Origin of the sequence: Pseudomonas sp. EA_15y_Pfl1_P101 (assembly GCF_963970835.1) — a bacterium.
GTDB classification, from domain to species: Bacteria; Pseudomonadota; Gammaproteobacteria; order Pseudomonadales; family Pseudomonadaceae; genus Aquipseudomonas; species Aquipseudomonas tritici.
In genome coordinates, this window is sequence record NZ_CAXAPA010000011.1 from 178,969 (window position 1) to 194,114 (window position 15,146).

Annotated in this window: 15 protein-coding genes; 9 read left to right on the forward strand and 6 right to left on the reverse strand. The window is 60.1% G+C overall.

Features of this window, described 5'->3' with window-relative positions:
• Positions 1 to 194: 194 nt before the first annotated feature.
• The gene (locus AACY36_RS18810) at positions 195 to 821 is read right to left on the reverse strand and encodes an alanyl-tRNA editing protein (RefSeq protein ID WP_339414644.1); all 627 of its coding nucleotides are present in this window, start codon (positions 819 to 821) and stop codon (positions 195 to 197) included.
• A gap of 89 nt (positions 822 to 910) precedes the next feature.
• Between AACY36_RS18810 and AACY36_RS18815 the strand changes: the two genes are divergently transcribed.
• Positions 911 to 1,843, forward strand: coding sequence for a LysR family transcriptional regulator (locus AACY36_RS18815; RefSeq protein WP_339427799.1), 933 nt, complete (start codon positions 911 to 913; stop codon positions 1,841 to 1,843).
• Between the two features lie 91 nt (positions 1,844 to 1,934).
• Here AACY36_RS18815 and AACY36_RS18820 read toward each other — a convergent pair whose 3' ends face one another.
• Both AACY36_RS18820 and AACY36_RS18825 read right to left on the reverse strand, forming a co-directional pair.
• Positions 1,935 to 2,342: a PA2817 family protein gene (locus AACY36_RS18820; RefSeq protein ID WP_339414642.1), complete on the reverse strand. Its 408-nt coding sequence runs from the start codon at positions 2,340 to 2,342 to the stop codon at positions 1,935 to 1,937.
• 75 nt (positions 2,343 to 2,417) lie between these two features.
• Positions 2,418 to 4,865: an acyl-CoA dehydrogenase gene (locus AACY36_RS18825; protein WP_339497416.1), complete on the reverse strand. Its 2,448-nt coding sequence runs from the start codon at positions 4,863 to 4,865 to the stop codon at positions 2,418 to 2,420.
• A 158-nt stretch (positions 4,866 to 5,023) separates the two neighbouring features.
• Here AACY36_RS18825 and AACY36_RS18830 point away from each other — a divergent pair, with 158 nt between their 5' ends.
• From AACY36_RS18830 to AACY36_RS18845, 4 genes are all read left to right on the forward strand, one after another.
• Positions 5,024 to 5,683, forward strand: coding sequence for a transglutaminase-like domain-containing protein (locus tag AACY36_RS18830; protein WP_339414640.1), 660 nt, complete (start codon positions 5,024 to 5,026; stop codon positions 5,681 to 5,683).
• A gap of 57 nt (positions 5,684 to 5,740) precedes the next feature.
• Entirely contained in the window at positions 5,741 to 6,358 is a 618-nt protein-coding gene (locus AACY36_RS18835) for a glutathione S-transferase family protein (RefSeq protein WP_339414639.1), read from the forward strand.
• 136 nt (positions 6,359 to 6,494) lie between these two features.
• Entirely contained in the window at positions 6,495 to 7,427 is a 933-nt protein-coding gene (locus AACY36_RS18840) for an ABC transporter ATP-binding protein (RefSeq protein WP_049709188.1), read from the forward strand.
• Positions 7,424 to 8,203, forward strand: coding sequence for an ABC transporter permease (locus tag AACY36_RS18845; RefSeq protein WP_339427800.1), 780 nt, complete (start codon positions 7,424 to 7,426; stop codon positions 8,201 to 8,203). Before AACY36_RS18840 ends, AACY36_RS18845 begins: the two co-directional genes overlap by 4 nt.
• Positions 8,204 to 8,272: 69 nt before the next feature.
• Here AACY36_RS18845 and AACY36_RS18850 read toward each other — a convergent pair whose 3' ends face one another.
• Entirely contained in the window at positions 8,273 to 8,812 is a 540-nt protein-coding gene (locus AACY36_RS18850; protein ID WP_339427801.1) for a TetR/AcrR family transcriptional regulator, read from the reverse strand.
• 91 nt (positions 8,813 to 8,903) lie between these two features.
• Between AACY36_RS18850 and AACY36_RS18855 the strand changes: the two genes are divergently transcribed.
• From AACY36_RS18855 to AACY36_RS18870, 4 genes are all read left to right on the forward strand, one after another.
• Positions 8,904 to 10,097, forward strand: a complete 1,194-nt coding sequence (locus AACY36_RS18855; RefSeq protein WP_339427802.1) for an MFS transporter — start codon at positions 8,904 to 8,906, stop codon at positions 10,095 to 10,097.
• Positions 10,098 to 10,140: 43 nt separating this feature from the next.
• Complete coding sequence (locus AACY36_RS18860) at positions 10,141 to 10,452, forward strand: cupin domain-containing protein (protein WP_028615765.1); 312 nt, start codon at positions 10,141 to 10,143, stop codon at positions 10,450 to 10,452.
• Positions 10,453 to 10,558: 106 nt separating this feature from the next.
• Positions 10,559 to 11,707: a TDT family transporter gene (locus AACY36_RS18865; RefSeq protein ID WP_339414634.1), complete on the forward strand. Its 1,149-nt coding sequence runs from the start codon at positions 10,559 to 10,561 to the stop codon at positions 11,705 to 11,707.
• A gap of 58 nt (positions 11,708 to 11,765) precedes the next feature.
• The gene (locus AACY36_RS18870; RefSeq protein ID WP_339414633.1) at positions 11,766 to 13,640 is read left to right on the forward strand and encodes an MFS transporter; all 1,875 of its coding nucleotides are present in this window, start codon (positions 11,766 to 11,768) and stop codon (positions 13,638 to 13,640) included.
• 118 nt (positions 13,641 to 13,758) lie between these two features.
• Here the strand turns inward: AACY36_RS18870 and sugE are convergent, their stop codons facing one another.
• Both sugE and AACY36_RS18880 read right to left on the reverse strand, forming a co-directional pair.
• The gene (gene sugE / locus AACY36_RS18875) at positions 13,759 to 14,073 is read right to left on the reverse strand and encodes a quaternary ammonium compound efflux SMR transporter SugE (protein ID WP_010211634.1); all 315 of its coding nucleotides are present in this window, start codon (positions 14,071 to 14,073) and stop codon (positions 13,759 to 13,761) included.
• Positions 14,074 to 14,179: 106 nt separating this feature from the next.
• A complete protein-coding gene (locus tag AACY36_RS18880; protein ID WP_339414632.1) occupies positions 14,180 to 15,145 on the reverse strand; it encodes a bile acid:sodium symporter family protein in 966 nt (321 codons plus the stop codon).
• Position 15,146 lies beyond the last annotated feature (1 nt).

A 15,146-nucleotide genomic window follows, 5' to 3' on the forward strand; every position in this document is an offset into this window, starting at 1 on the left:
AAGATTTCTGATCGAAGTGTCAGAAATATTTCCACACACTACCACCTCCTTTTTCCATGGGCGAGGGGGTCGAACGGACCTGTAGAAGCAGGCTTGCCGGCAATGGTCGTCAACGACGACGCGAATTGACCGGCTAACCGGCGTGCCTGGGCTATTTGCAGTTGCACGCGCACTTGCGGAATATAGGCGTCTTCTCAGTCGATTTCGTAGCGAACGCAGAGCGCGCCCTTTTTCTCCGACACGGCCAGGATGGTCACCTGGCCCAACTCGCTCAATGTCTGCACATGAGTACCGCCGCAGGCATACGCGGGTAATTCGCCGAAGCCGACTTCGCGAGTGCCGTCTTTGAGGCTCATATGGCGTGGGGAGTCCGCAGCGATCCATTGGTTGACCTGCTGTTGAATCGCCGCGGCCTCCATGACCTGCGCAGTTTCACCACGGATAAAGGTGATCTTGCCTTCGCCTGGCCAGTGATGGGCCTTGATCGGCATCCAACCCAAGGTCTCGCCCACGTTGCCGATCAAGTGCCCGGCGGAATGCAGCCGGGTGTGCAGCGCGCGGCGTTGTTCATCGACCCGCGCGGTGATCGGGCCCGGTTCCAGTGGCCGGTCGACGTAGTGCACTACGCGATCGGCTTCCTGGGTGACGCGCAGTACAGTGCTGTCACCGAGCCAGCCGGTATCGAAGGGTTGTCCGCCGCCCTGGGGGTGAAAAATGGTCGAGTGCAGGATGACTGCAAACTGGTCCTCGTGCGGGGTGCAACCCAGTACTTCAAGCTCGGCAGTCAGGTGGTCGTGGGTGAAAAACAGGCGCTCGGTCATTATCTACATCCGTATCAGGGTTCTACCGACAGTATAAATAGTGCGCAAATGGGTGATAATCCGCCGAATCGTCAATGGACCTGTGCACCATGAGCATCAATCTACCTTTGCCGCTGCTGGGCGAAATGGCGATTTTCGTCAATGTGGTGGAGGCCGGCAGCTTCTCCGAAGCCGCCCGGCAGATGGGCGCTTCACCCTCCTCGGTGAGCCGCAGCATCTCGCGCCTGGAGAGAGCCCTGGCGACTCGGTTGCTGCAACGTACCACACGCAAATTGCGCTTGAGCGAGGGTGGCGAAGAGGTGTTCAGGCGCTGCCAGGAAATGGTCAGCGCGGCGCGTTCGGTGATGGAGATCAGCGGCCAGTTCACCCATGAAGCCGAAGGGCTGGTGCGGGTCAGCGTGCCCAAGGCGGTGGGGCGGTTTGTGGTGCACCCGCACATGCCGGAGTTCCTGCGGCGTTATCCCAAGGTAGATGTGCAGTTGATCCTCGAGGACCGGCCGGTGGACCTGATTGATGACAATATCGACTTGAGTATTCGCATCACCGACAGCCCACCGCCGGGGTTGGTGGGCCGGCAGTTACTGCCTATCGAGCATTTGTTGTGCGCGACACCGCAGTACCTGGACGATCACGGTACGCCGGGCCATCCTCATGATTTGCTGGAGCACAGTTGCATCTATCTGGGGGAAACGCCGGGGGATTCTCGCTGGAGATTCCGCCAGGCCGGCAAGGCAGTGACGGTTCCCGTGCGCGGGCGTTATGCGGCGAACCATACCGGTGTGCGCTTGGATGCGGTGTTGCAGCATGTAGGGATTGGCAGCTTGCCGTATTTCACGGCGCGCCATGCCTTGGAAGAGGGGCGGTTGGTGCATGTGTTGGCGGGGTGGGACTTTATTGCGTCCTATCATGGCGAGGCGTGGTTGCTGCATTCACCCACGCGGTATCTGCCGCCGAAGTTGCGGGTGTTTATCGATTATCTGGTGGAGTGTATGGCAAAGGAGCCGACACTGCGTCGTCGGTAGATGTGGTAGCTGGCTAGCCTGCGATGGCATCACCTCGGCTCAACTGCAGACCGAGTTGCCTGCATCGCAGGCAAGCCAGCTCCCACAGGAATCAGTGCTTGCTCTGGTCTTGCGGCATGGCCAGCAGCTGTTTTTCCCGGTTCCAGTCGAACGGCTCGTCGTTTTGTTCGGCTTCGAAGCGACGTTCTTCCAGGGCCTGGTACAGGTCCAGTTCTTCGTCTGGCATAAAGTGCAGGCAGTCACCGCCAAAGAACCACAGCAGGTCGCGCGGCACCAAGTGGGCAATTTGTGGGTAGCGCAGGATGACTTGGCTCATCAGGTCCTGGCCCAGGTACTGGCTTTCGATCGGATCAATCGGCAGCTGGGCGCGCAATTCGTCAAAACGCTCCAGAAAAAGCGTATGGCTTTCCTCGGGCACCTGCTCGGCTTCGCCGACGGCAACCAGGATGCTGCGCAAGTGGTCGAGCAAGACGAGATGATCGGCAACGATGTTGGACACGAGATAAGTCCTCTAAAGCAAAAACGGGCGCGAGAGTATATAGCTCTCACGCCCGCATTTATATGACCGCTGAGGTCAGCGGACTTTACCTTCGGCTTGGGTCAGCTCTTCCTTGCTGAAATCATCCACGTCGATGACCTTGCGCCGTGCCGCTTCGGCATCACGCAAAGATTGCGCCTCGGCCGGTTGCAATACCCCGGCGTGCAGCGCGGCGTCGATGGCATGTTCCCCGGCAGCCGGTTTGACCTGGCCGCTTTTTAACGCAGTGTGCAGTTTTTTCTGCAGTGGATGGCTCGCGCCGAGCAGGTCGTAGGCATGCTGCAGGGCGCCCACTGGGTCTTCCGCAGATTGCGGGCGGTAGCAGCCAGCGAGCAGTTCTTCCAGGGTTGGGTCGCCTTTGGCACGGCCGATTACCGCGGCCACTTCGGCATCCAGTGCATCGGACGGACCGGTATGGCGACGGCCGAACGGGAACACGATCACCCGCAGCAGGCAGCCCAGGACCCTGTTCGGGAAGTTGCTCAGCAGTTCATCCAATGCCCGCTCCGACTCGCCGAGGCTCTCTTCCATGGCCCAGGTGAACAGTGGTTGCAGATGATCCGGTGAATCGAGGTCGTGATAACGTTTGAGTGCGGCCGAGGCCAGGTACATATGGCTCAGTACATCACCCAGGCGTGCCGACAGGCGTTCGCGGCGCTTCAGCTCGCCCCCCAGAAGCATCATGCTCAGGTCGGCCAGCAGCGCGAACGCGGCAGCCTGACGGTTCAATGCGCGGAAATACCCCTGGCTCAAACGGTTGCCCGGCGCTTTCTCGAAATGACCTACGCCGAGGTTCAGCACCAGGGTGCTGGCGGCGTTGCTCACGGCGAAACCGATATGTTGCATCAGCAGGCTGTCGAATTCCTTCAGCGCCTGGTCATGGTCTTCGCGACCGGCCAGGGCCATTTCCTTGAGCACGAACGGATGGCAACGGATGGCGCCCTGGCCGAAGATCATCAGGTTGCGCGAGAGGATATTCGCGCCTTCCACGGTGATGAAGATCGGCGCACCTTGCCAGCTGCGGCCCAGGTAGTTGTTCGGGCCCATGATGATGCCCTTGCCACCGTGCACGTCCATGGCGTGGCTGATGCACTCGCGGCCACGTTCGGTGAGGTGGTACTTGAGGATCGCCGACAGTACCGAAGGTTTCTCCCCCAGGTCCACGGCATTAGCGGTCAGCATGCGCGCGCTGTCCATCAGCCAGGCGTTGCCACCGATGCGGGCCAGGGCTTCCTGGATGCCTTCGAAGGCCGACAATGGCACGTTGAACTGTTCGCGCACCTGCGCATATTGGCCGGTCACCAGGCTGGTGAACTTGGCGGCGCCGGTCCCGACGGCGGGCAGTGAAATCGAACGGCCCACCGACAGGCAGTTCATCAGCATCATCCAGCCCTTGCCGAGCATTTCCTGGCCGCCGATGAGGTACTCCAGGGGAATGAACACATCCTTGCCGGAGTTGGGGCCGTTCATGAAGGCGGCGCCGAGGGGGAGGTGGCGGCGGCCGATTTCCACGCCGGGGGTGTCGGTCGGGATCAGCGCCAGGCTGATGCCCAGGTCTTCTTCTTCACCCAGCAGGTGGTCTGGGTCATGGGCCTTGAAGGCCAGGCCCAGCAGGGTCGCGACCGGGCCGAGGGTGATGTAGCGTTTTTCCCAGTTCAAGCGCAGGCCGAGGGTTTCCTTGCCTTCCCATTCACCCTTGCAGATCACGCCGGTGTCGGGCATGGCGCCAGCGTCGGAACCCGCCAGCGGGCCGGTCAACGCAAAGCAAGGGATGTCATCGCCACGGGCCAGGCGCGGCAGGTAATGGTTACGTTGTTCGTCAGTGCCGTAGTGCAGCAGCAGTTCGGCCGGGCCGAGGGAGTTGGGCACCATCACGGTGGACGCAAGGTCGCCGCTGCGGGTGGCGAGTTTCATCGCGACTTGGGAGTGGGCATAAGCCGAGAAGCCCTTGCCGCCATATTCCTTGGGAATGATCAGCGCGAAAAAGCCGTGGGTCTTGATGTGTTCCCAGGCAGCCGGCGGCAAGTCCATGGCCTGGCCGATTTCCCAATCGCTGACCATGGCGCAGAGTTCTTCGGTCGGGCCGTCGATAAAGGCCTGTTCTTCTTCGGTCAGTTGGACCTTGGGATAGGCCAGCAACTTGTCCCAGTCAGGGCGACCACTGAACAGCTCGCCGTCCCACCACACCGTGCCGGCTTCGATGGCGTCGCGCTCGGTTTCGGACATCGGCGGCAGGACTTTCTGGAACCAGCTGAATAGCGGCTTGGTGAAGTATTGGCGGCGCAGATCGGGTAGCAACAGCGGCGCGGCCACAACCGCGATCAACACCCAGAAGATCAGCAACAGCCAGCCCGGTGCGTGGCTCCAGGCGCCCATTGCCAGCAAGTACACGGCGACGACGCCAATGGCGGGCAGGGGGGCGACGCGGCGGTGTGCGAGGTAGGCAATGCCGACCACCAGCACCAGTATCCACAACAACAGCATATTCAATCCTCCGTGAAACCAGGGGCGAAACCACCAGGGAGCTTAGTCGGCATCCGAGCAAGCGGGGTGATCAGGGTGTAACGAGATTTGGCCGATTCGTCGTTAACTCCACGGCAGGCCTGTGGTTAGACTCTAGGCTTCCTTCGGAGATAACACTCATGGATACGTACCTGAGTTCCAGCCGCTTCATCGATAGTGACCACCCTGCGGTGGTGGAGTTCGCCGAAAAACATCGCGGAACTCGTGCGAATTTAAGTGACCAGGCAGTCAGCCTTTACTACGCCGTGCGTGAGGCGATTCGCTACAACCCCTACACCTTCAGTCGCGATCCAGACACATTAAATGCCAGCTTTGCCCTGTCCACCGGCGAAAGCTACTGCGTGCCCAAGGCCACGTTGCTCGCGGCCTGTGCCCGCCACTGCGGCATCCCGGCGCGCATCGGCCTGGCGGACGTGCGCAATCACTTGTCGACCCCGCGCCTGCTCGCCTTGCTCAAAAGTGACGTGTTTGCCATGCACGGTTATACCGAGCTTTACCTAAATGATCGCTGGGTCAAAGCCACGCCCGCGTTCAACAGGCAACTGTGCGATGTGTTCGACGTGCCGCCGCTGGATTTCGACGGGATCAACGACAGCGTTTTCCACGCTTTCAACCGCCAGGGCCAGCGTTCGATGGAGTACGTGGTCGACCATGGGCAATTCCCTGACGTACCCGAGGCGTTTTTCTTCGCCCATATCCAGCAGTGTTACCCGCATCTGTTTGCCGAGGATATGCCGCCCCTGCTTGGCGATATGCACAGCGATTTGAGCCGCGCCTGAACCGGCGTATGCTGCTGCGTTCATCCAGCCATGTTCATCAACAATGAAGGCGCGGTCATGCTGAAAATCTGGGGTCGTAAAAATTCATCAAACGTCAGGAAAGCGCTGTGGTGCGCCGAGGAGCTCGGCCTGGACTATGAGGCAATTGATGCGGGCGGGGCTTTTGGTGTAGTCGACACACCGCAATACCGAGCGTTGAACCCCAACGGTCGGGTGCCGATGATCGAAGACGGCGACTTTGTGCTGTGGGAATCCAACACCATCGTGCGTTACCTCTGCGCCAAACAGGCGTCCAACTGGTACCCGAGTGACTTGAAAGCCCGCGCCAACGCGGAGAAGTGGATGGACTGGACCACTTCCACTTTCGCCGAACCCTTCAAGATCGTGTTCTGGGGCGTGCTGCGCACCCCGGCCGAAAAACAGAACTGGGACAGCATCCACGCCGGGCGCCAAACCTGTATCGATGTGCTCAAGACCGTTGACGAGGCGCTCGCCGCGCAGCCGTATCTGTCGGGCAATGAGATCGGCATGGGCGATATCCCCTTGGGCAGCTTCATCTATGCCTGGTTTGAAATGCCCATTGAACGGCCTGAAATGCCCCATCTAGAGGCCTGGTATCAGCGCCTGCAACAACGGCCGGCCTACCGCAAAGCGGTCATGACCGTGTTGACTTAATACTGACTATTAATACAGGTGACTGTACTTGTGCCGCGCGTGCAAGCACCATGCCTGCCATGCATCGCAGGTTGAACTACCTGCGCTGCGCCCTCATCTACTCTTTCTATTCCCTTCTTTTGGTGCGTATCCCGATATGAGTTCCGCTCTGTCCATCCGGCAGCTAACCAAAACCTACGGCAACGGTTTCCAGGCCCTGAGTGGTATCGATCTGGACGTTGCCGAAGGTGACTTCTTCGCCTTGCTCGGCCCCAACGGCGCCGGCAAATCCACCACCATCGGCATCCTCTCGACCCTGGTTAACAAGACCAGCGGCTCGGTGAATATCTTCGGCCATGACCTGGACAAATCCCCGGCGGCGCTCAAGCGCTCCATCGGCGTGGTGCCCCAGGAATTCAACTTCAATCAGTTTGAAAAGACCTTCGATATCGTCGTGACCCAGGCGGGCTACTACGGCATCCCGGCGAAAATCGCCAAGGAGCGCGCCGAGCAATACCTGACCCAACTGGGCCTGTGGGACAAGCGCGATGTGCCCTCACGCTCGCTGTCTGGTGGCATGAAGCGCCGCCTGATGATCGCCCGCGCGCTGGTGCATGAGCCGCGCCTTCTCATCCTTGATGAGCCCACTGCTGGCGTGGATATCGAGCTGCGTCGTTCGATGTGGACATTCCTCACCGAGCTGAACGAGAAAGGCATCACTATCATCCTCACCACCCACTACCTGGAGGAGGCTGAGCAGCTGTGCCGCAACATCGGCATCATCGACCATGGCACCATCGTCGAAAACACCAGCATGCGTAACCTGCTGGGCCAGTTGCACGTGGAAACCTTTTTGCTCGACCTGAAAAATAACCTGTCGGTGGCGCCGCAACTGATGGGCTACCCAAGTCGTCTGCTGGACAGCCACACCCTGGAAGTGCAGGTGGACAAAGCCATGGGCATCACCGCGCTGTTTACGCAGTTGGCGACCCAGAACATCGAAGTGCTGAGCCTGCGTAATAAAACCAATCGCCTTGAGGAGTTGTTCGTGTCCCTGGTGGAGAAAAATCTGGCGAAGGTGGCGGTATGAGTTCCGAACTGCAACCCAACCTCGTCGCGCTGCAAACCATCGTCTATCGCGAAGTGAAGCGCTTTACCCGGATCTGGCCGCAGACCTTGCTGCCGCCGGCGATCACCATGGTCCTGTACTTCGTGATCTTCGGTAATCTGATCGGCCGGCAGATCGGTGACATGGGTGGTTTCACCTATATGGAATACATCGTGCCGGGCCTGATCATGATGTCGGTGATCACCAACTCCTACGGCAACGTGGTCTCCAGTTTCTTCGGCAGCAAGTTCCAGCGCTCGATTGAAGAATTGATGGTGTCGCCGGTGTCGCCACACACCATCCTGATCGGCTACACCGCCGGTGGTGTGCTGCGTGGCCTGATGGTCGGCGTGATCGTGACCTTGTTGTCGCTGTTCTTCACCCACCTGCAAGTGCATCACCTCGGGCTCACCATTCTGGTGGTGGTCCTGACGGCGACGATCTTCTCGCTGCTGGGTTTCATCAACGCCGTGTTTGCACGCAACTTCGATGATATTTCGATCATTCCGACCTTCGTGCTGACGCCGCTGACCTACCTCGGTGGCGTGTTCTACTCGATCAGCTTGCTGCCGCCTTTCTGGCAGACCGTATCGCTGGCCAACCCAGTTCTGCACATGGTCAACGCCTTCCGCTACGGTATTTTGGGTGTGTCGGATATCAAGATCAGCGTGGCGATTACGTTCATGTTGGTGGCGACCGTGGTGCTGTATATGGGCTGCGCGAAGCTGCTGGTGAGCGGGCGCGGGATGCGTACGTAAGCGCGGACCTAAACGCGGTCTAAAATGTGGGGGCGGGCCCGCTCCCACATTTGGTTTTGTGCAAGGGCTTCAGACCTTCAGTGCCAGTTCGATCAGGCTATGCAGCTGTTCAACCGTCAGCGGCGAGGTCGAGAATAGAATACGAAACACCGTTGGCGCCGCCAGCAGGTTGATTAGGTGATCCACGCTCGGCGGGCTGCTGTCCGGATAGCGATCGACAATCGCCTGAAACTGCCCGCTCAGGATGCTCACGCAGTAGCCTGGCGTAATCATGCACTGCACATCACGCATCATGTTCCGCCCAGGCTCTGAACTCATCTCATCCAGATACTGCTCGGCCCAGGCCTGCAAATCGCCGCGCAGGCTGCCGGTGTTCGCCGGCTCGCTGTCCGGGCGCATCCGTGCTAACGCCACATCCGCCAGCAACACAGAAAGGTCGCCCCAACGCCGGTAGATGGTCGACGGCGTCACCCCCGCGCGCGCAGCGATCATCGGCACGGTGACGCTGGAGCGCTCATGGGCTTCGAGCAGTTCACGCACGGCTGAATGGACGGATTCTTGTACCCGGGCACTACGGCCCCCCGGGCGGAGGCCTTCTTTTATCGCCATGTGTAAAACCTTAACACAAAGAATTTGCTTTAAGCCCAGCCTGGTAGCACACTCCGCAAAAGCAAAATATTAGCTTTAGCGGAGTGTGCGCATGCCCAACTTTATTTCTCAGCGTTCCAGCCTGGTGTTCCTTGCGATCACCTTGCTGACGTTTCTTGCCGCCTCCAGTGCGCCGACGCCGTTGTACCACCTGTATCAGGAAGGCCTGCATTTTTCCGCAGGCATGCTCACGCTGATCTTTGGTGTCTATGCGCTGAGTCTCCTGGCGGCGCTGCTGACCGTCGGCTCACTATCGGATCACCTGGGGCGCAAGCCGGTGATCTTCGCTGCATTGATCCTTAACATGCTGGCGATGCTGCTGTTTATCAATGAAGGCAGCGTGGCCTGGTTGATCGCCGCACGTACGCTGCAGGGCTTTGCTACGGGCATGGCCACTGCCGTGCTGGGCGCAGCACTGCTCGACACGGATCGCCAGCAAGGTCCACTGGTCAACAGCGTGGCGCCGCTGCTGGGCATGGCGTGCGGTGCGATGGGCAGCAGTCTGCTGGTGGAATTCGCGCCGCTGCCGACCCAGTTGATCTACTGCACGCTGTTCGTGTTGATGCTGTTGCAGGCCGTGTACGTATGGCGCCTGCCGGAAACCGTCAGCCGTATCCCCGGCGCACTGGCTTCGCTGTGTCCGACCTTACATGTACCGCCGCAAGCGCGCCGGGCCTTGTGGTTGTCGCTGCCGGTGGATGTGGCGGTGTGGGCGATGGGCGGATTCTACCTGTCCCTGGCGCCGTCACTCGTACGGGCCGCCACCGGTTCGACCTCCAACCTGATCGGCGGCGGCCTGGTGGCGGTGTTGACTTTGAGCGGCGCATTGATGATCTTCACGCTGCGCAATCGCCCGGCCGACAAAGTGCTACGCCTTGGGGCCGGCTTGCTGGCAGTCGGTGTGGCGCTGATCCTCACGGCCGTGCACAGCGCCAGCCTGCCTTTGTTTTTTATCGCCACCCTGATCGCCGGCAGTGGGTTTGGCGCAGGCTTCCTCGGTGCCCTGCGCAGTGTGGTGCCGCTGGCCTTGTCCCATGAGCGTGCGGGTTTAATGTCGGCGTTTTATGTGCTGAGTTACCTGGCGTTCTGCCTGCCGTCTTTGCTGGCGGGCAACCTGATTCGCAGCTTTGGTTTGATCGTCACCACCGATGGTTACGGCGCGGTACTCATCCTGCTGTCCCTCGGCGCACTGGTCGGGCTGCTGTTGCAGGATTCGGCGAGCGCCAAGGCGACGACACGCGGCTGATAGGTAATAATCGCCTCTCGTATCGCCCGACCGAGATTCAAGCATGAAGATCATCCGCAGCAAGGACTTCACCGGCAGTCGCGCCTGGGAGGCGCTGGATATCGCCAATATGAACGGCATCACCACGCGCCTGCACTGGACTGACCAGCCGTATCGCTGGCACATCAATGACGGCGAGGAAGTGTTCGTGGTGCTGGATGGCCGCGTGCAGATGCACTACCGCGACAACGGCTTCGAACAGGTGGCGGAGTTGGGCGTAGGGGATATCTTCTATGCCAGTGTCGGCACCGAGCATGTGGCCCATCCCCAAGGCCCGGCGCGTATTCTGGTGATCGAGTGCGAAGGCAGCGTTTAGGCCATATCTACAAAGTAGATAACAGATAGAGATATTACCCGTTATATAGATATTCGATCAGGTTCTATCATGGTCTCAACCTCATGTGAGGAAGAGGATTGCCATCATGACCTGCTCGAATACCATCAGTTATAAACCCTTCAGTTACCTGACCCGTCCTCGGGAAGTGATTCGCCAGTTCACCCCCAACTGGTTTGCCGCGACCATGGGCACGGGCGTGCTGGCGCTGGCGCTGGCGCAGTTGCCGGTCAACCTGCCAGGTTTGTACGCCATCGCTGAAGCGCTGTGGTTGTTCACCGTCGGCCTGTTCGTGTTGTTCAGCGTGTTGTACGCAGCCCGCTGGGTGATGTTTTTCCACGAGGCGCGGCGGATTTTCGGGCACTCCACGGTGTCGATGTTCTTCGGCACTATCCCCATGGGGCTCGCGACCATTCTCAATGGCTTGCTGCTGTTCGGCCTGCCGCGTTGGGGCAGCGACGTGATCCCGCTGGCTGAAGCGCTGTGGTGGCTGGATGTCGCGATGGCCTTGGCCTGCGGCGTGCTTATCCCGTTCATGATGTTCACCCGCCAGGAACACAGCATCGACCAGATGACTGCCGTTTGGCTGCTGCCCGTGGTTGCCGCCGAAGTCGCCGCCGCCAGCGGTGGCCTGCTGGCCCCGCACCTGGCGGACGCCCATTCGCAACTGGTGATGCTGGTGACCAGCTACGTGCTGTGGGCGTTTTCCCTGCCGGTGGCGTTCAGCATCCTGACCATCCTGATGCTGCGCATGGCCCTGCATAAATTGCCCCACGCCAATATGGCCGCGTCGAGCTGGCTGGCGCTAGGCCCCATCGGCACCGGTGCCTTGGGCATGTTGTTGCTGGGGGGAGATGCGCCGGCGATCTTCGCGGCCAATGGCTTGCCGGGTGTCGGTGAAATGGCTAACGGCCTCGGGCTGGTGGCAGGCATTACACTGTGGGGCTTTGGCCTTTGGTGGATGCTGATCGCCGTACTGATTACCCTGCGCTACCTGCGCGCCGGTATCCCGTTCAACCTGGGTTGGTGGGGCTTCACTTTTCCCTTGGGGGTTTACGCCTTGTCCACACTGAAGTTGGCGAGCCTGCTGCACCTGGGGTTCTTTAGTGTATTCGGCTGTCTGTTGGTGGTGGCGTTGACGCTGATGTGGCTGATCGTCGCTAAACGCACGGTGCAGGGCGCCTATAAAGGTGAGCTTTTTGTTTCGCCATGCATTGCAGGACTAGCGAATAAGTAAGCCGGATTAGGTAAAGTCGTGGCCTGAATCGATAACAGGCCACGCAGGAACACGGACGATGAGCCACCCCTCGCAATTCACCTTGCTGCGCACACGGCGTTTCCTGCCGTTTTTCATCACCCAGTTGCTGGGTGCGTTCAACGACAATATCTTCAAGCAATCGCTGATCCTGGCCATTCTCTACAAGCTCACCATCGACGGTGACCGGTCCATTTGGGTCAACCTCTGTGCCTTGCTGTTCATCCTGCCGTTCTTCCTGTTTTCGGCGCTGGCCGGGCAGTTTGGCGAGAAGTTCAACAAGGACGCATTGATCCGCGCGATCAAGATCGGCGAGATTGTGATCATGGCCGTGGGCGCGACGGGCTTCCTGACCAACCACCTGGAATTGATGCTGCTGGCGCTGTTTGCCATGGGCACCCACTCGGCGCTGTTCGGTCCGGTGAAATACTCGATCATGCCCCAGGCCCTGCACGACGATGAGCTGGTAGGTGGCAACGGCCTGGTGGAAATGGGCACGTTCCTGGCGATCCTGGCCGGTACCATCGGCGCTGGAATAATGATGTCGTCCACCCATTACGCACCGGTGGTAGCCGTGGCGATCGTCGGTGTGGCGGTATTGGGTTACCTGGCCAGCCGCAGTATTCCGCGGGCGGCGGCGTCGACCCCAGCGTTGCGCCTGAACTGGAACATTTTCAGTGAATCCTGGGCCACCTTGCGCCTGGGACTGGGGCAGACGCCGGCCGTTTCGCGCTCAATCGTGGGTAACTCGTGGTTCTGGTTTGTTGGCGCGATTTACCTGACGCAGATCCCGGCGTACGCCAAGGAATGGCTGTACGGCGACGAAACCGTGGTCACGTTGATCCTCACGGTGTTCTCTGTGGGGATCGCCCTCGGCTCGATGCTTTGCGAAAAACTCTCCGGGCGTAAGGTGGAAATCGGCCTGGTGCCGTTCGGCTCATTCGGCCTGACCGTGTTCGGCCTGTTGCTGTGGTGGCATTCCGGCGGCTTCCCGCAGAACGTGCAGGCCAACGATTGGCTCGCGGTGCTCAGTTACGGCCAAGCCTGGTGGGTGTTGTTCGATATCCTCGGCCTGGGCGTGTTCGGCGGCTTCTATATCGTGCCGCTGTACGCGTTGATCCAGTCGCGCACCGCCGAGAACGAGCGTGCGCGGGTCATCGCTGCCAACAACATTCTTAACGCACTGTTCATGGTGGTCTCGGCGATTGTGTCGATCCTGCTGCTGAGCGTGGCCAAGCTGTCGATTCCCGAATTGTTCCTGGTGGTGTCGCTGCTCAACATCGCGGTTAACACCTACATCTTCAAGATCGTCCCCGAGTTCACCATGCGTTTCATGATCTGGCTGCTCAGCCATTCCATGTACCGCGTGGAGCATCGCAACCTGGAAGCGATCCCGGACGAAGGCGCGGCGCTGCTGGTGTGCAACCACGTTTCATTTGTCGATGCGCTGCTGATCGGCGGCGCGGTGCGTCGGCCGATTCGCTTTGTCATGTACTACAAGATCTACCGCTTGCCGGTGCTGAACTTTATCTTCCGCACGGCCGGGGCGATTCCGATTGCCGGGCGTCACGAAGACATCCAAATCTATGAAAAGGCCTTCACGCGGATTGCGCAGTATCTGAAGGACGGGGAGTTGGTGTGCATTTTCCCGGAGGGCAAGTTGACCGCCGATGGCGAGATGAACGAGTTTCGCGGTGGCGTGACGCGCATCCTGGAGGAGACGCAGGTGCCGGTGATTCCGATGGCGTTGCAGGGGTTGTGGGGGAGTTTTTTCAGCCGCGATCCGAACAAAGGGTTGTTTCATCGGGTCTGGTCGCGGGTGGTGTTGGTGGCGGGTGAGCCGGTGACGGTAGAGGCCGCGACGCCTGCGCAGTTGCAGGAAAGGGTGGGGGTGTTGCGGGGGAGTGTCAGGTAGTTTTTTCTGGCTTCAAGGCCCTCATCGCAGGCAAGCCCCCACATCTGAGCGTATCTACAAATCCAAATGTGGGAGCGGACTTGTCGGGTCGCCGCATCGCCGCGATTGCGGTAGTGGCTTAAGTACTGATCTTCAGGCCAATAAGCCCGCAAATGATCAGCGCGACACTGGCCAAGCGGAACAGCGCCATGGATTCCCCAAACAGGATAATCCCGGCGATCACGGTGCCCACGGCACCGACTCCGGTCCAGATCGCGTAGGCGGTGCCCAGGGGCAGTTCCTTCATCGCCAGCCCCAGCAGGCCAAGGCTTACGGCCATGGCGGCAATCGTTAGGGCAGTGGGCAGCGGCTTGCTGAAACCGTCGGTGTATTTCAGGCCGACGGCCCAGCCAACTTCAAACAGGCCCGCAAAAAACAGAATGATCCAGGACATGATGACCTCCTAACGCTAGGTGGGGTCGTCCCCGGATTAGGCGCTTGAAAGCGTCACGGGGTCGTCCCCGCGAAGCTCGTAAGAGTGCCCAAAAGTGATCGACTGATCAAGTTTGCGGCGTGTTCTCCAAGGCGCGACGGTCTTCCTTCTCGCTCATGCGGCGCAAGTAAGTCGAGAGCAACGCCCCGGAAATATTGTGCCAGACGCTGAACAACGCACTCGGCACCGCCGCCAAGGGCGAGAAATGCGCGCTGGCCAATGCGGCACCCAGCCCGGAGTTCTGCATGCCCACTTCCAGCGCCAGCGACTTGCGCTGCGCCAATGGCAACTTGAACACGCGGCCAGTGAAGTAGCCCAGCAAGTAACCGAAGCTGTTGTGCAGCATCACCACAACCATGATCAACAGGCCCGACTCGGCGATCTTCGCCTGGCTGGCGGCAACCACCGCCGCGACGATGATCACGATGCTCACCACCGACACCAGTGGCAACACATCCACCGCGTGGCGTACCCGATCACCGAGCACGCGCTGCGCCAGTAGGCCGAGCACGATCGGCAGCAGCACCACTTGCAGGATCGACCAGAACAACTCCATGAACGACACCGGCAGCCAGGCCGACGCCAGCAGCCAGATCAACGCCGGCGTAAACAGCGGGGCGAGAAGGGTGGTGACGGCGGCGATGGCGACCGACAGCGCCAGGTCGCCGCGGGCCAGCCAGGTCATCACGTTGGAGGAGGTGCCGCTTGGGCAGCAGCCGACCAGGATCACGCCAACGGCAATTTCCGGCGGCAGGTGGAAGGCCTGGCACAGCAACCAAGCCACGCCCGGCATGATGACGAAGTGTGCGACCACGCCCAATGCCACGCGCCACGGATGGCGGGCGACTTCGGCGAAGTCATCAATCTTGAGGGTCAATCCCATGCCGAACATCACCAGACCCAGCAACGGGACGATGGCGCTTTTCAGTCCGATGAACCAGCCGGGTTCGAGGAAGGCGACGACGGCGAAAATCAACACCCAGTAGGCGAAGGTATTGCCAACGAAGCGGCTCAAGACGGCGAGTGCGCGCATG

What these genes read in the sequence shown, in the direction of transcription:
- AACY36_RS18850 (WP_339427801.1), bottom strand. Translation starts at nt 8,812, where the DNA reads ATGGCGATAAAAGAAGGCCTCCGCCCGGGGGGCCGTAGTGCCCGGGTA.
- AACY36_RS18845 (WP_339427800.1), top strand. Translation starts at nt 7,424, where the DNA reads ATGAGTTCCGAACTGCAACCCAACCTCGTCGCGCTGCAAACCATCGTC.
- AACY36_RS18840 (WP_049709188.1), top strand. Translation starts at nt 6,495, where the DNA reads ATGAGTTCCGCTCTGTCCATCCGGCAGCTAACCAAAACCTACGGCAAC.
- AACY36_RS18865 (WP_339414634.1), top strand. Translation starts at nt 10,559, where the DNA reads ATGACCTGCTCGAATACCATCAGTTATAAACCCTTCAGTTACCTGACC.
- AACY36_RS18810 (WP_339414644.1), bottom strand. Translation starts at nt 821, where the DNA reads ATGACCGAGCGCCTGTTTTTCACCCACGACCACCTGACTGCCGAGCTT.
- AACY36_RS18825 (WP_339497416.1), bottom strand. Translation starts at nt 4,865, where the DNA reads ATGCTGTTGTTGTGGATACTGGTGCTGGTGGTCGGCATTGCCTACCTC.
- sugE (WP_010211634.1), bottom strand. Translation starts at nt 14,073, where the DNA reads ATGTCCTGGATCATTCTGTTTTTTGCGGGCCTGTTTGAAGTTGGCTGG.
- AACY36_RS18855 (WP_339427802.1), top strand. Translation starts at nt 8,904, where the DNA reads ATGCCCAACTTTATTTCTCAGCGTTCCAGCCTGGTGTTCCTTGCGATC.
- AACY36_RS18830 (WP_339414640.1), top strand. Translation starts at nt 5,024, where the DNA reads ATGGATACGTACCTGAGTTCCAGCCGCTTCATCGATAGTGACCACCCT.
- AACY36_RS18870 (WP_339414633.1), top strand. Translation starts at nt 11,766, where the DNA reads ATGAGCCACCCCTCGCAATTCACCTTGCTGCGCACACGGCGTTTCCTG.
- AACY36_RS18860 (WP_028615765.1), top strand. Translation starts at nt 10,141, where the DNA reads ATGAAGATCATCCGCAGCAAGGACTTCACCGGCAGTCGCGCCTGGGAG.
- AACY36_RS18880 (WP_339414632.1), bottom strand. Translation starts at nt 15,145, where the DNA reads ATGCGCGCACTCGCCGTCTTGAGCCGCTTCGTTGGCAATACCTTCGCC.
- AACY36_RS18815 (WP_339427799.1), top strand. Translation starts at nt 911, where the DNA reads ATGAGCATCAATCTACCTTTGCCGCTGCTGGGCGAAATGGCGATTTTC.
- AACY36_RS18835 (WP_339414639.1), top strand. Translation starts at nt 5,741, where the DNA reads ATGCTGAAAATCTGGGGTCGTAAAAATTCATCAAACGTCAGGAAAGCG.